Annotated in this window: 15 protein-coding genes and 2 pseudogenes; 3 read left to right on the top strand and 14 right to left on the bottom strand. The window is 49.1% G+C overall.

Annotation, left to right across the window (positions count from 1 at the left end; translation table 11 throughout):
- Nucleotides 1–620, bottom strand: a 620-nt coding sequence (locus B3182_RS09725) for a cation diffusion facilitator family transporter (protein ID WP_292752599.1), incomplete at its 3' end; no start/stop codon positions are given.
- A gap of 345 nt (nucleotides 621–965) precedes the next feature.
- Here B3182_RS09725 and B3182_RS09730 point away from each other — a divergent pair.
- Nucleotides 966–1,664, top strand: coding sequence for an FAD-dependent oxidoreductase (locus tag B3182_RS09730; protein ID WP_292752602.1), 699 nt, complete (start codon nucleotides 966–968; stop codon nucleotides 1,662–1,664).
- Nucleotides 1,606–1,944 (top strand): hypothetical protein, encoded by a 339-nt coding sequence (locus tag B3182_RS09735; RefSeq protein ID WP_231401330.1) that lies wholly within the window; start codon nucleotides 1,606–1,608, stop codon nucleotides 1,942–1,944. Before B3182_RS09730 ends, B3182_RS09735 begins: the two co-directional genes overlap by 59 nt.
- Nucleotides 1,945–1,984: 40 nt before the next feature.
- Here the strand turns inward: B3182_RS09735 and B3182_RS09740 are convergent, their stop codons facing one another.
- The 5 genes and pseudogenes from B3182_RS09740 to istA form a co-directional block, all read right to left on the bottom strand.
- Nucleotides 1,985–2,338 (bottom strand): ArsR/SmtB family transcription factor, encoded by a 354-nt coding sequence (locus B3182_RS09740; RefSeq protein WP_011788489.1) that lies wholly within the window; start codon nucleotides 2,336–2,338, stop codon nucleotides 1,985–1,987.
- A 370-nt stretch (nucleotides 2,339–2,708) separates the two neighbouring features.
- Nucleotides 2,709–2,917 (bottom strand): annotated as a pseudogene (locus tag B3182_RS09745) (IS4 family transposase); the annotation flags it as partial.
- A gap of 183 nt (nucleotides 2,918–3,100) precedes the next feature.
- A complete protein-coding gene (gene cueR / locus B3182_RS09750; RefSeq protein WP_011788488.1) occupies nucleotides 3,101–3,526 on the bottom strand; it encodes a Cu(I)-responsive transcriptional regulator in 426 nt (141 codons plus the stop codon).
- Between the two features lie 531 nt (nucleotides 3,527–4,057).
- Nucleotides 4,058–4,828, bottom strand: coding sequence for an IS21-like element ISSpu15 family helper ATPase IstB (gene istB / locus B3182_RS09755; RefSeq protein ID WP_063529288.1), 771 nt, complete (start codon nucleotides 4,826–4,828; stop codon nucleotides 4,058–4,060).
- Complete coding sequence (gene istA / locus B3182_RS09760; protein WP_063529287.1) at nucleotides 4,821–6,326, bottom strand: IS21-like element ISSpu15 family transposase; 1,506 nt, start codon at nucleotides 6,324–6,326, stop codon at nucleotides 4,821–4,823. The genes istB and istA overlap by 8 nt, the downstream gene beginning before the upstream one ends.
- Nucleotides 6,327–6,908: 582 nt before the next feature.
- Here istA and B3182_RS09765 point away from each other — a divergent pair.
- A pseudogene (locus B3182_RS09765) lies at nucleotides 6,909–7,358 on the top strand (Cd(II)/Pb(II)-responsive transcriptional regulator).
- A gap of 86 nt (nucleotides 7,359–7,444) precedes the next feature.
- Here B3182_RS09765 and cueR (B3182_RS09770) read toward each other — a convergent pair.
- The 8 genes from cueR (B3182_RS09770) to traL form a co-directional block, all read right to left on the bottom strand.
- Nucleotides 7,445–7,909 carry a Cu(I)-responsive transcriptional regulator gene (gene cueR, locus B3182_RS09770; RefSeq protein WP_011788480.1) on the bottom strand — a complete coding sequence of 155 codons (465 nt, stop codon included), beginning with the start codon at nucleotides 7,907–7,909 and terminating at the stop codon, nucleotides 7,445–7,447.
- Between the two features lie 25 nt (nucleotides 7,910–7,934).
- Entirely contained in the window at nucleotides 7,935–10,430 is a 2,496-nt protein-coding gene (locus tag B3182_RS09775; protein ID WP_292752605.1) for a heavy metal translocating P-type ATPase, read from the bottom strand.
- Nucleotides 10,431–10,838: 408 nt separating this feature from the next.
- Complete coding sequence (gene traA / locus B3182_RS09780) at nucleotides 10,839–11,228, bottom strand: TraA family conjugative transfer protein (protein WP_011788478.1); 390 nt, start codon at nucleotides 11,226–11,228, stop codon at nucleotides 10,839–10,841.
- Complete coding sequence (locus tag B3182_RS09785; protein ID WP_015066557.1) at nucleotides 11,225–11,797, bottom strand: TraV family lipoprotein; 573 nt, start codon at nucleotides 11,795–11,797, stop codon at nucleotides 11,225–11,227. The genes traA and B3182_RS09785 overlap by 4 nt, the downstream gene beginning before the upstream one ends.
- Before the next feature lie 74 nt (nucleotides 11,798–11,871).
- Complete coding sequence (locus B3182_RS09790; protein ID WP_020745001.1) at nucleotides 11,872–13,161, bottom strand: TraB/VirB10 family protein; 1,290 nt, start codon at nucleotides 13,159–13,161, stop codon at nucleotides 11,872–11,874.
- 2 nt (nucleotides 13,162–13,163) lie between these two features.
- Nucleotides 13,164–14,063 (bottom strand): TraK domain-containing protein, encoded by a 900-nt coding sequence (locus tag B3182_RS09795; protein WP_349676840.1) that lies wholly within the window; start codon nucleotides 14,061–14,063, stop codon nucleotides 13,164–13,166.
- Complete coding sequence (locus B3182_RS09800; RefSeq protein ID WP_000667170.1) at nucleotides 14,044–14,670, bottom strand: TraE/TraK family type IV conjugative transfer system protein; 627 nt, start codon at nucleotides 14,668–14,670, stop codon at nucleotides 14,044–14,046. The genes B3182_RS09795 and B3182_RS09800 overlap by 20 nt, the downstream gene beginning before the upstream one ends.
- Entirely contained in the window at nucleotides 14,667–14,948 is a 282-nt protein-coding gene (gene traL, locus B3182_RS09805; protein ID WP_000433891.1) for a type IV conjugative transfer system protein TraL, read from the bottom strand. Before traL ends, B3182_RS09800 begins: the two co-directional genes overlap by 4 nt.
- Nucleotides 14,949–15,009 lie beyond the last annotated feature (61 nt).

Genomic DNA, 15,009 nt, shown 5'->3' on the forward strand with positions numbered 1-15,009 from the left:
TTCCAGGCGCTGCGCAGGATCAGGGCTGCCACCAGCACCGACAGGATGGGGTCAATTGGCGTCCAACCAATGAGATAGATGACCACTGCAGCGACGATGGCACCGACCGAGCCCAGCAGGTCGCCCATCACGTGCAGGATGGCCCCCTTCACGTTGACGTGATCGGTCTCTCCGCGGGTCATGATCCACAACACCAGAACGTTTACCAACAATCCAAGCACGGCGACGATCATCATCGGGCCGGCAAGGATGGCGGGCGGAGCTTGCAGTCGCTCCCATGCTTCATAGGCGATCCATGCCACGATCACAAAGAGCGTCACAGCGTTCAGGAAGCCGGCGATGACCTCGAACCGAAGGTAGCCAAAGGTGCGCTTGCTGTCAGCTGGTCGGCGCCCGAACCGGAATGCCGCGTATGCCAGAGCCAGCGCTGCTGCATCGGTCAGCATGTGGCCCGCATCGGCCAGAAGGGCCAGCGAGCCCGACAGCACGCCGCCGACAGCCTCCACGATCATGAAGCCGAAGATCAGGAAGAAGGACAGCAAGACCTTGCGTTCGTTAGCGCCGGTCACTTTTGGAGTGTGGTCATGGTCGTGACCATGTTCATCGTGCGATTGGGACATCAGGGCCTCGCGCAGAAATTAGGTGGTTGACTGTACGTAAAATATAATACATGAACATATGTTTATGCAATGTATTTTTAGCAAACCATACTAAGGACTGCGAAAGATGAGTGGCGGCGATGCGGCTATTTAGTACGCCTATCCTCTTGGCCACACCCTGTGCAGGTCGTCCACAATCAGGTCGTGATGATGTTGGCCCAGATCCAAGTGCTGACGCAGATAGAGGATGACCCGCCGGAAGGTTCGGATGGTCGTGAGCCAGATCGGACGGGGCGCTGGCTGGCCAAAACCGCAGCGCGAGCACCACGCAGGAAAGCGCCTGAAAACATCTAGGAGATTTCAATCATGGACACGAACTTCGACGTCATCGTCATCGTCATCGTCATTGGCGCCGGGCCTGGTGGCGACATCGCAGCGATTCGCGCCGAGCAGTTAGGCATGAATGTCGCCTGCGTCGATGCCTGGAAAACCAAGGAAGGCAAGCCTACCCAAGACGGTACATGCAACAACATCGGGTGCATCCCGTCAAAGGCGCTGCTGCAGTCGTCCAAAAACTTAGACCAAGCCAAGCACCACTTCGGCGCGCTCGGCATCATGTCCACGGGCGAGCTACGCATGGACGTGGCTGTGATGCTGGAGCGCAAGAATCAGGTCGTGAAGTCGAGCAACGAAGGCAAACTCTATCTGTTCCGAAAAAACAAGGTGCAGTTCTTAAACGGTCTGGCGTTTATGACTCGGGCCGCCGTCGGCCTTGAACTGGATGGGCGCGGAGCCGTCGTGGTGAACGGCGAATGGCGCACCAGCGTGCCCAGTATCTGGGCCATCGCCGATGTGGTGCGCGGCCTGATGCTAGCGCACATGGCAGAGGAAGAAGGTGTCGCTGTGGTCGAGCGCAGAAGGTGTCGCTGTGGTCGAGCGCATTGCAGGCCATCGCGGTCATGTCGATTTCAACACGATCCCCAACGTCATCTACACCAGCCCGGAAATCGCCTGGGTAGGTCGCACCGAGCAGCAGCTCAAATACGCGGGCGCCGCATATCGTAGCTGTACATTTCCGTTCATGGCTAACGGTCGCGCGCGTGCATTGAGCGAGACAGCGGGTCTCGTCAAGGTGATCGCAAATCCTACGACAGACGAAATCCTCGGCGTACATGTAGTCGGCCCGCAGATCAGCGAACTTGTGGCTGAGGCGGTCATCGCGATGGCATTCAATAAGGCCTCACTTGCGGTCGATAAGCGCGCTGAACTTCTGATTGATCAGAATTGGACCCGCATTCATCTCATTGAGTGTAGCCGCGGGCGGTCATACGGCCCCAGCTTGTAATAGATCGCAATCCGCATCGCAACGAGCGCTTCGCCCGCGGCTAATCGTCGTTGTGCTCTTCGACGATGTGAGTGGACATGTCCAGCAGCACTTGGTTCACATGCTTGTCGTCCACCTCATAGAAAATTTGCTTGGCCTGGCGCACCCCCTTCACAAGGCGGGCTCCACGCAGCAGCCGCAGGTGGTGACTGACCAGCGACTGCGAAAGCTCGAGGGATTCCGCGATGTCCCCAACCGAGGAGGAACCCTTCATGCAGCACAGCATTATTCTCAACCGAGACGGGTCGCCCAGTAGGCGGAAGGTCTCGGCCAGGATCGTAACGTCATTCTGTGACAAAGAAGCCAGATCGTCGCTTGCACCGCGGGGCGCGTTAACTTGTTTGCGTAAAGTCATTTCTCAAAAATTCCAACTCTCGAACAGCTACTCATGCCGTTCAGAATTAACGAGGCTGCGATAATTTGATCGCACTCGCCGACAAAGATCAGGAGACAGCCTGCGAGCCAAGGCGCGCCGCGTCTATGCGCAGCGAAATCGTCCAAACCAGCAGCGCTCAAAATAGGGCTTAACCTTACAACATAGTAACCCTCAAGTACCCTGTATGTCTAATTTCAATTTTGAGAAGACACCTTGAGCATGCCATTAACAAGTGCTGGTCGTGCCACCGTAGCAGCGATCAGCCTGCCCATCGAGGGCATGACCTGCACGAGCTGCATCGTCCGAATCGAGTGCGCCCTGACCAAGGTGCCTGTCTCTTGATCACATCTCATTGATCAAGAGACTTGGCTAACAGGTAACCTTCAAGGATGGTTTGTGGTAAAACTATCCTTCCCATAACCGCTCCCTGCCGACTCGTCCCGTCCTTTTTGAATCAAACCAACCCACTAATTTTCCGAGACTTATACAAACCCAATAAACACTTGGAGTTCGCTTCGGTACTTTTTTCTTTTCGACTTTTGACCACAGCAGCTTCCAATCACTCACAAACTTACTTGTTAGCACTGATTAAATAAAGTTGACTTTAATCATATGAATTTTAATAAATTAAAAATCAGGCCGCATGCGACCTCATCCTGACGACAAAGGTCTAGCTTTCGAGCTAAACTGCGTATTCCCACCCATGGCGATCACCTAATAACATTGAAGGGAGTCGAAAGTTTAAGGGCAGCTTTCTATGTCCTGCAGATGGGAAGTATCCGCGAGGTAGAGAGCCTTCAGTATTGGGCAGTCGGGTTTTTCATTTCCCGCGCAGCAAGCAGAGAGTGTGGTAAGAATTGATGCCATACGTTGAAATTCTTCAATTTTTAAGGTTAAATCATTAATATGAGATTCAACTATACTTTTAACATCTGCACTCTGACGCGAATGATTTCCCCAAAGAGAAAGTAACTCTCCTGCCTGTGACAGAGAAAAACCGAGATCTCGACATCGACGTATAAAATGTAACTTATAAACATCGGCATCTTTGTAGATCCGATAACCAGCCTCTGTTCTGGAGACTGATGGTATTAGCCCAACCTCCTCATAGTAACGAATCATTTTCGCCGAAACTCCCGATAAGCGGGCTGCATCACCAATGTTCATCTTCACCTCCCAAATGATTTTTACTAATACTGTAGTTAGCTTTAAGTAACATAGTTTCGGGTAACATTTATTGAAGGAAATTTCCTAATCCATTGAACCAAGTAACCATTAACCTGTTCCCAAAAATCTCACCAGCCCCCACCTAACTTCAGGTTAAACCTTCCCCTAACCGGAAGGTCAAGAGAAGTCGATAGATTTTTTGTATGATATTAAAATCTTGATCGTTTAGATTTCCCACATGGTTTAATAATAAATAATTCTTAAAGTTCAAAAATAAATGCCGACTTAATTCATCTGACTCCACTGATCATCTAGTGTTCAAAAAATTATCTACCCATTGAACCATTGCTTTAACCAAATCATCATCATATGCGATGTGCTGACCATGGCGCTGTTCTGGCGAGGGCAGCCTCAAGGTGTCATCGTTCATACTGATAGTTGGACCATTGCAGTTTTGAGAGTCAAATTCATTTATTGAACGTCAACTACCTTGTCCGGTTCGCGTCAATTAACTTGTCCGGTTGACGATGTTTAATTGTCGTTAGCGATAGGCATCTCCTTTCTCATCATTGACGCCTTTTTACGGTAGCTTTCGCCACCTATCTCTAAAATAGTGGCGTGATGCACTAACCGATCAATCGCCGCCACCGTCATCATGTTGTCGTCGAAGATCTGATCCCACCCACTAAAAGGCTGATTTGAGGTGATAATCAAACTGCCCGTTTCATAGCGGTGCGCAATCAATTCAAACAATACCTGTGTTTCTTGGCTGCTTTTTTTGACGTAGCCAATATCATCAATGATGAGCACCGTATATTTGTCCATGCGAGCCAGCACGTCAGTCAATACCAACGCCGCTTTTGCTTGCTGAAGGCTTTGAGCAAGATGGGTAGCGCTAGTGAACTTTACTCGCACCCCTTGCGCCAACAAGGCATAGCCAATACCACAGGCAAGATGGGTTTTACCCACACCACTGGCACCAAACAACAACACGTTCTCGGCTTGATTAACCCACTGCTGTTGATCCGCCAGGGCAATAAGCTGATTTTTATTAATCCCCTCTACCACACTAAAATCAAATTGGCTCAACGGCTTACCCGGTGGCAGTTGTGCTTCGCGGGTATAGCGTTGTAAACGCTTGTGATGACGCTCACCCACTTCGTGTTCACACAAAGCCGCAAGGTAGGTTTGCGGTAACCATTGTTCATCCAGCGCCTTTTGTGCAAGGCCTTCCCAGTGCTGGGCGAAGCTACTTAACTTTAATTCCTTCAAGAGAATCGGGAGGGAGGCAAGATCAGCCATGTTGCACCTCCACACATAACAGCTGATCGTAATCAGCCAGCAGGTGCTGCTTTGCCGTAATGAGTGGAATCACGGCCGTGTCTGTACTAAAGCGCTTATTGCACTGTAAGTTGCTGGGTAATTCACCCCCCTCAATGCTTTTGAGTACGTAACGACCAAGGCTATCTTGGCACTGAGCTGTCGCGGCCAAGTGCAGCAGGCGCACGATGTAACGGCAGGCATCATGGGGATTCAGTGTGCCGTCAACATACTGCCAGATACGGTGGTAGTCCGGGGTGGGTAATAAGTCATCGCGCAGCTGCGAGTAACGGAAGGCCCCCGGCTTTTTAACCAAGGAGTCGATAACATGGCGATAATCGACACTGCGTCCGCGCTGGGTTGTGGTGGCATAAACACGCGGTAAGCTGAGTATCTGCTCATGCCCACTGAACAGATCCAAGCGCTCGTCATACAGCTGAACATACAGCCGCTCGCCGATAAAGCGAGACGGTACGGTATAGGTCACCCGTTTGAGGTCAAAGCTGCTACTGCTGCTAATCAGAACACTGTGCTCCGCATAATCATGAGTGCGCCGTTTTGGCAGTGTCTGCAATAACGGCCGCTCTTGTTCAAAGCGGGTGCGGCATTGCTGGTTAATCTTGGTGACAATACCATCCACGAAGGCTTGATAGGCCTCAAGGGACGTAAAATCAGTATCGCCTCGCAGCAGCAAGGCCTGAGTCATACGTCGCTTTAAATGCCCGTGTGCCGCTTCTATTGTACCGTTCTCATGGCTCTTGCCGGGGTTGTTACGACTGCCTTTGAGTTGATAGTGGTGGCATAAGGCGTCGTACCGAACGGTAAGCTGTTCCTTCTCGGCCAGATTGTTAAAGGCGGCACTCAAGCTGTCGGTGCGGTGTTCAAGGGGTGCGCCACCACTGCGCCATAAGGCATTCTGAAGCCCTGTAGACAAGGCGGTATAGCTTTCACCACCGCAAATGACTTTGGCGTACGTCCAGCCGCTAAAGGCAAGGCGATAGTGGTATAGCAAATGGCAAAATACCTGCCCAAGTATTGTAATCGTAACCCCTTTCAAGAGCGTGAAGTCCGATAAACCCAAACGCCCAGGCACTTTAGTTTGGCGGAACATGACTTCCTTTGCGGGGCCATGTTTGACCTTCCATGCTTTGACACGTCGCTGCAACGTGCGCAGTACGGTGTTGTCATACTGATTGGGGTAGTTGTCGTGAAGGTATTCAAACAACGTGAGCGGCAATAGTTCAGGGTTCGCTTCGAGTAGTGGTACCAGCACCGATGACCAGACCTCAGCAAGCGGGTCTTTGCGAGTGCGCCATTGACGCTTGGGGGTTGGTTCTGTGTTCAGTTCACCGCTGTCTATGCGGCGACCTGATCGCTCTGATAAACCAGACTTTGCCGAAGCGGCAAGCTGGGTTTGACCTTGTTTACGTTCATTCATATATAACCTGATTTGTTGATCTGTGATGGGTTTGCCCGACACGGTTATCTCCTAATGGAATCCGTGACGGACGGTATCAGATCAACCGGCCAACATAGTTGTCGCCGACCGGACAAGTTAATTGTCGTTCAATATCTGGCCACTGTCTAGAATTAAGGCCCATAACTGCCATATACATCCCCTTATTTCTTTTTAATCAGTTTTTCCTCTACAGGACAATCCATTTGCATAATGCGGATTTCAGTTCGCCCCCCCCAGATTATTTAATCTTTGTAGGCGCAGCCGCGCAACAGTCTCCACTAAGGCCATGATCATCTTGATCATGCGATTTCTGGTCATGGTCATGGCCACAACCTTTGTAAGTAGGCTTATCATGATTTAGGTCTTTTTCAACATGCGAATGGTTGCAATCATTATGAACATACAAATGACCATTCGCCTTGTTCAATTCGCCTGATTTCTGAATCTTGCCTCCCACAACCAAGCTTAATTTTTAAATACAACTAGCAGCTTCCTTCCTACTAGAGTTTTACTTTTTTGCGGGACCACTTGCCCAATATGTTTACTATACTGACTACTGAAGACCCTAATCTAACTACAGAGTCAAGTTCAAACGAGGGATATATGAAAATTGGTGAGTTGGCGCGTAAAGCAGGCTGTCCGGTAGAAACGATTCGTTACTACTAGAAAGAAGGTCCACTGCAGGCACCTTTACGAGACATAGGAAATAATTATCGTCACTACGACAAAACCCGTCTTGAAAAACTACTATTCATCCGCCGCTGCCGTTCTCTCGATATGACCCATGAGGAAATTCGCGCTTTGCTGTTAGCAATCAATAATCAGGGTAAAGAATGTGGCCCGATAGATGCAATCATCAACGCCCACCTAATTCACATTCAGCATCGAATCAAAGAATTAGTAGCGTTAGAAGAGCAACGTAAGGAGCTGAATGCTTTTTGTAGCGCTGACCGCAGCATAGATAAATGTTGCATAGTCCAAAAATTGACAGCTGATGAAAGTGATAGCGATCTTTCCTTAACCGCACCAACCAACCATTTAGGGGGGCATTAGTGATGCCACGCGCTTGTTTAAAATGAAAAAAATGTGATGGTGTTAAAACTGCGTAGTCTTACACCATTATGGGCCAATTTAAAGTACTACATTTTGCCGCTCAGCTTATCTCCAGAGCGGCGCTGTACCGCTCCTCCTCGGTTTACGGTGCGGGCTTTGCCCGAAGCATTGGTTAATGTCCTAAGAATAGGACATTCTGACCGCTCATCCCCAGCACAACTCCGGATTAAAACTCGTAGTTTCTCAGTCATTTGACGTATACTTTCCATACGTCGTTCTAAGTCAGCAATGTTCTCCTGAGCCAGGCGTTTAACATCAATGCTCTGGCGAGATTTGTCATTCCATAACGTAAGCAAGCCTTCTATATCTTCCAGAGAGAACCCGAGATCTCGGGCACTACGAATAAAAACCAATCTATGAACATCATTGAGAGCATACTTACGATAACCTGACTCCGTACGCTCGGAGGCAGGGATTAATCCAATTTGCTCGTAATAACGAATCATCTTGGTGGATATTCCTGATTTACGCGATGCTTCTCCGATATTCATAAGCCCACCTTGTTAATGCTCAGCGTTAATGCTCAGCGTCCTCAACCAAAGGAGGCTGGAACCGACGCAGACGCAATGAGTTTCCCAGAACGAACACGCTTGATAGCGCCATCGCCCCTGCTGCAAAAATTGGAGAGAGCAGTATTCCATAAGCTGGGTATAGCAGTCCTGCAGCCACTGGAATCAATGCTGCATTGTAAGCAAATGCCCAAAAGAGATTTTGTCTGATGTTACCGATTGTTGCCTTAGACAATCCAATAGCATTAGGAACTCCCTGCAAGTTTCCTGACATTAAGACAACATCAGCTGACTCCACGGCTATATCTGTTCCTGTACCAATTGCAAGTCCAATATCTGCAACTGCAAGTGCCGGGGCATCGTTTATCCCATCGCCGACAAAAGCAACTTTACCGTAATTTTCTTGCAGTCGACGCACCGCTTCAACTTTGCCTTCAGGTAACACTTCCGCAACCACTTCATCAATATCTAATTGTTTAGCAATAGCCTGAGCTGTATTCGCATTGTCACCGGTAATCATGGCGACCTTGAGACCAAGCTGATGTAATGCCTTTATAGCTACTGGAGTACTTGATTTAATAGGGTCAGCTACAGCAATAATTGCAGCCAACCGACCATCTATAGCAACATAGAGAGGTGATTTCCCCTCATTCCCGAGGCGTTCAGAAATCCGGGAAAAATACGTTACCTCCAATGCTAACTCACGCATAAATCGATCAGCGCCTACTTCTACAAGGCTCCCTTCAACAGTCGCTCGTACTCCCATACCAGTGATTGAATCAAACTCAGTAAGCTCTGGCAGTAAAATGCCGTCTCCTTCTGCCGACTCAACAATAGCGCGAGCAATAGGGTGCTCAGAACGTGATTCAACTGCGGCAACTTTTGCTAATACCTCATTACGTTCAAAACCCTGAGCTAGTTCCAGATCTGTCATGACTGGACGACCTTCAGTCAGAGTTCCGGTTTTGTCTACAGCAACAACTTTGGCATCTTTGAGTAACTGTAGGGCTTCTCCCTTGCGGAATAAAATTCCCATTTCTGCACCACGACCTGTACCAACCATGATAGATGTCGGTGTCGCGAGTCCCATTGCACATGGACATGCAATGATTAGCACTGCCACAGCATTAACCAATGCGAAAGACAGGGCTGGTGATGGACCAAATACTAACCAAATCAGGAATGTAAAAAGTGCTGCCAACATCACAGCTGGAACAAACCACAATGTCACTCTGTCCACAACAGCTTGTATAGGTAACTTTGACCCCTGGGCCTGTTCTACCATCCGTATGATTTGTGACAGCATTGTCTGACCACCAACCGCAGTAGCACGCAACCTCAGTGCTCCTTTCTGGTTCACAGTCCCTCCGACAACTCCACTGCCAACGATTTTTTCCACTGGTATAGGCTCACCAGTTATCATCGATTCATCTATAAAACTGGTACCTTCACTTACCTCTCCATCGACCGGAATCCTTTCTCCCGGGCGAACTTCGATAATGTCTCCAAGCACAACGTCTTTGACAGGAATATCATTCATTACGCCATTACGGAGCACGTGCGCCTCCTTAGCCTGCAAGCCTACTAAGCGTTTGATAGCCTCAGACGTTCTCCCCTTAGCTCTCGCCTCCATAAATCGTCCCAAAAGAATGAGAGCGACAATCACTGCAGCAGCTTCGTAGTACACATTAACGGTACCCTCAGGCAAAAGGTATGGTACAAACGTAGCAACCACAGAATAACCAAAAGCAGCAATAGTCCCGACAGAGACCAGTGAATTCATGTCAGGAGCAAGCCGCGTAAGAGCAGGAATGCCTTTCATGTAGAATCGACGACCTGGAACCACTAAGACTAACAATGTCAATACAAACTGGACGTACCAGCTTTCCTGGATCCCAATGGTATTCATCACCCAGTGTTGCATTCTTGGAATCATGTGAGATCCCATTTCGAGAACAAATACCGGCAGAGCCAGTGCTGTTGCAATAACTAAATCTTTCTTTAATAAAGCCTTCTCTGCGTCCTTTCTTACTTCAGACTCATTACTGACCTGATTTTGGGTATCGATGACACGGGCTTCATAGCCAACTTTTTGAATAGCAGATATGAGATCCTCTATGCCAGCCACTCCGCGAATAGTTGCCCTCTCAGTTGCAAGGTTAACCGTTGCCGCCTTTACACCATCAACCGCTAAGAGTGCCTTTTCAACACGGCCAACACACGAAGCACATGTCATACCTTGCACTGAAAGTTCAACGGATGTTACAGGAACTTCATATCCTACCTTTTCAATTGCTTCGATTAACTTCAGTCGATCAACAGGAGCTTTAAGATGAATATCCGCCAGCTCAGTCGCAAGATTGACACTTGCGTTTACGACGCCTTCAACTTTGTTTAAAGCTGCTTCAACTCGTCCTACACAACTTGCACAGGTCATACCCTCAATAGGTAAGCTAACCCGGGCTTCAGCATTGCTGGAGAGCTGGTTTTTATGAATGCTCATGATGTATTTCTCATTGTTGGTTCAGATATTAAACAGTCTAGGGCTTACCATGATGGGAAGGTCAAGCGTATTATTTTTAACCTCATGAACACAACAAATGAAGCGCCATCATTCCTGATATTCATCCAGCTGTTTGGTAGTGTGTAACTCTAACTCAAAAGAAACGAGCGCCTAAATCTCAAAATATCAGGCTAGTAGCCTGTTTGAATGTGCTCCCTCAAGAAAAGCCCCGCTAACTGCCTTTTGCAGTGGCGGCGCTAGCATTCTTTTCGGTATTCATGGCCGCTGCTTGTAATCAAGCTAAGTGAATGGGAAACCTATTAACTGAAACGCCGTCATGGTAATCGGGGACGGGGTGGGATGACGCCCAAGCCGTCAGAAATCTGGCCGCTTGGGCGTTTTTTATTGTTATAAGGTGCCCAGTAAAACGGCGCTGATTGCTGGAATTGTTGTGCCAATGACTTCTTGAGTGCTAGCAACAACAGGTAAAGTTGCAGACATGACACTTTCAACGACTGTTGGTGTGTTGTAGAGACCCATACCGCCACCAATGCCCAAGGCAAAGGCCATCAAGCTTTGGCGAGCGATACCGCCCACAATACCCACCAGAACCATGGCTCCCGCTACGATCCGTCCCAAAGTACCTTGGGTCCAATCTTTTAGGGTATCCCACACATCGGTGAAAGCATCACCACCGGTGCCTGCAAATGAGGGCTCCGAAATCATTAACGCCATTAAACCAAGCGCACCAATGGTCATTAGGCGCTGAGTCTGAATGCTGCGAACTGCATTTGTCATTCGTTAGTTTCTCCGTAGATACTCAAGTTATCGCGCTTACCATCAGCTCCCGCTGAGGCTGAATCGCTTTGAGTCTGAAGTGGACGTAGCACTGGCGAAACCGTTCGAGGTGCTGACACCCCAATATCCCACCGGCGCGGTTCAATTTCGGTAAACACGTAGCTGGATAAATTCAGATCTCCACGGTCATCCTCCCAAGGCGCAATCCAAATCCGCATTACCCTTGAAGGAATGCGAATAGGTGCAGATTGCTGCGTCTCGGGTAATGCTGGATGGCTCAGCAGTCCTGTCTCTAAATCAGATTGTGAATACCCAGAGGGAGAACCAATTCGAGTCGCCACAGCATCAATCGTCTTGGGTGCAGCGCCATAACTGGTAAGCTCATAGACTTCACGAGCAGATAAACAGCGCACACCGTCAGGCATACCTGGGCATCCATATTCACTACTCCCAAGACCCAATGAACTACAGCCAGACAATAAGGTTGAGCCGACTGCCAATAAAAGTAATCCAGCTTTAGACCACTGTTTTGACTGGTGCTTTGGGTTGTTCTGCATTGATGTCGTCATGGTTAACTCTCCTCTGGATACACATCTTATTGTCTGAAACGGACTTCGATCGGTTAGCAACATGCAGGATTTTTTCATCTTCTTGCACCACCCCCTTGAGAAGTGGCCAACGACAACGAGGCACCACGAGTGACTATGACTTCAATTTTCCTTGCAGCGTCTACCTCTATGACTGGGAACATATTTTCAGCCATGTCCAAATAGAACTTGGCCACTCTATCCAATGCTTTACCTGTGCCTTTAATCGCAGCGCCTTGTAATGCTTCTTGGCTCATGACTTGCTGGTACAGCTGAGTATCACCGGCATTACCCGTCTGAATCGTCGGAACAGGATTTACATCAAATGCGCCAGCCAAGCCCTGAAGGAATCCGGCCATCATCGACTTGGCCACCAGCTGGCCTTGTTTCGACACCAATCGGCCACGAATGCCGGCTTTGCCGTCTTCACCTACAGCATAAGAATCCAGTCGTGTTTCAATGACGCCACCGTCTTCTCTCACACATGAAATGGTCTCGCCTCGCAAATAAGCACGCTCAGAGCTCAAATCACCGTAACCTGCGGCGATCAAGAAACACTCTTTGATATCCGCTCTAAATCGGTTGGGTAAAATGGCTTCCTTTTGAATCCTCAGCAATGCAGGAAAAGGTTCGCGTCTTGCGGACTCGTGAGTAGGTGCATCCAAACCTGTGATCAAAGTACCTGAGATGATGCTGCCCGCCGGTAAATACAAAGGCGGCGCTTCTTGCACAACAACCTCTGGTTCAGCAACCACTTCAGGCTCAATCATACGAATCGTGATTGGCGGCAATGGAACATCCCGAGCTCGTGTACCTTGGCCATTGGCTGGCTGCTGATAGAGCGGATCAGGAAGTGGCGCATTGGCAAAATAGTCGTCTGGGTTAGACGGCAATGGCTTTTCTTCTTCAGGCAATTCCATGGCAGATAAAGGTACTTCAAAGCGGCTATTTGTGCCTTCAACTGCTGCATCACCTCCAGCGCGAACATCATCAAGTTCCGCTCTAAGGCGGGCCAGCTCCGCATTGACTTCACTTGGTATAGAAGGCGAACCTGGGCTTAGCCGTCCTGAATCGACGTCACGACGCAAGCGCTCAACTTCACGACGTAACTGTTCATTGCGCTCACTGAGTAGTTTTACGTTCGCAGCCAAACTATCGACCCCAACATCACGAGTATTGGTATCCGTAAGAATGTGCCGGATCGTTTCCTGTCGGTTCCGACTACTTGAGTCATCGTCAGGATTAGGTGAAAACACCATCACCATAAGGATGAGACCACCAGCAATACCAGCAACCGATAGGCCCCGCTTCATGTTCGGGCTCATTTGTTCCCATTGTGCTTTCATCGTTATTCACCTCCCACAAGAAGCGAAGGTCGCTGACTTTCCACCGCTTCTTCACGATGATTGCGAACAACCACATACAACTCAGTCTTTTCACCCGGCAACAAGATATTGCGAGGCCAGTAGGCGCTTGCCACTATATCTGGTGCATGACAGGCTATTTCACTGGCTTCTATCGGCCCATCGGCAAAGCTTTCAACCAGTCCTACATAGACGGTGAAATAATGGCCTGTCACAATTTGCCCCTGCTTAAAACCAAACTTTAAGCCCGGCTGAAAACATTTCGGGCTTGTGTCAGTTTGGCCAGCTAAACGGATGTCATAGCCTTGTTGTAACTCATTTAGTGCAAGGCGTCTGAGTAAATCACGTAAGCTATCGACGTATGGCTGAGCCGTTTCCCAAGTGGCGGCTTTTCGGTTCACGACGCCCTTAATGGGCCACTGCTGACCATCAATCGCTAAGGTGATTTCACGCGGTGGAATACGACGAGGTACTAAGGTGACTGATAATGCGGGCGCTTCCTGACCAGGCGGTGTGATGTAAAGTGAAACCGGTGATTCTTTGTCCGTGGCCACATATACAACATTCCCCTTGATTTGCGTCTGAGCATCACTGGTTGTTCTCACCTGAGGCGATTCAAACGGCGTCACAATCCGATTCAGATGACCAAGTGCTACAGGGATCAGTTCATTAACCCCCGGTGTCATCAGTAACGTTGTTGGCACATCCGTTGAAACCGTATTGGTTTGAACCGGCGAATTTGCTGTAGCGGGCTGCTTCATCACACTAGCTGGCACAATCGGCAATTCCACGTCTGCATACGACGCTTGAGATAACAGGACGCCACTCAAGCTCATTGCGATTAAGTTTGGTGTTATCCATCGATTAATTTTGGTTCGCATCATTCACCCTCCGGTTTTGCTCTTGGGTCAACTTTTCACGAACGCGCTTCGTTCTAGCTTGCCCCTCATACGTATCCATCCAACTGAGCTTTGGACGGTATTGCTCAATATCGATGTCAAACTCATAGGTGCGAGTTTGGCGCTGTTCATCTCCAGATGGTCCAGAGACCAAGGAATAACCGGTCACAAAGACATGGCCGGTTTCATACTCATACTCCACCTGTCTGGGTTGGAATTTGAGCGTGACTCGGTCTTCTCGGATTTGCCTTGCCTGAATTTCCAGTGCATCGACCACTTGCTGGTACACCGCAGGTGAAAGTAGCGGCTCGATAGCAACCCGGATAAAGGACACATTGCCCGGCGTCACGTTGCCCATAAGCTCAGCCAGGTAGAGTCCCCAAGATTCCAGGTAAGGCTGAGTGGCCTGGTTTCGTGACACTTCAGCCGTTTCAGACAAGGTTGGTGGTTGAATGGCCACCACGGTATTGCGAGAAAATGCCGCTACCGCAAGCAGCAAATTAGATAGCACCAGCACTGCAATCAGGAACCGCTGCCATCGGTTCTCTAATTGCGTGCCTTGCCATGATTTTAAAAACACGTCGAACTTCACGGCAGATAGCTCCTGATAAATGGGTTAGGGATCGTCTTGGCTTTGGTTGGCAACAGTCCGGCCCAGTAGATGGCGTGAAGAATAAAACCATCTGGGCGACCATCACGAAAACGCCGATAGAGCTTGGTTGTCACCAACCCCAACAGGCATAAAACCAAGGCATTACCGGTAAAAATGCCGATCACTAGCCCCAACAGAATGGGAGCCATCTCATCGGCACTCCAAAGCAGGAAGTGCGGCGGATCATCGATATAGGACGGAATACTCACAGGTTCCATAGTCACTCCTCGTTGTTTGAATTGAGAAGTGAAGGATGCCTTGGGATTGGCAGGTTCAGTG

It is taken from the genome of Methylophaga sp. UBA4204 (assembly GCF_002379485.1).
In the GTDB taxonomy this organism is placed as follows: Bacteria; Pseudomonadota; Gammaproteobacteria; order Nitrosococcales; family Methylophagaceae; genus Methylophaga.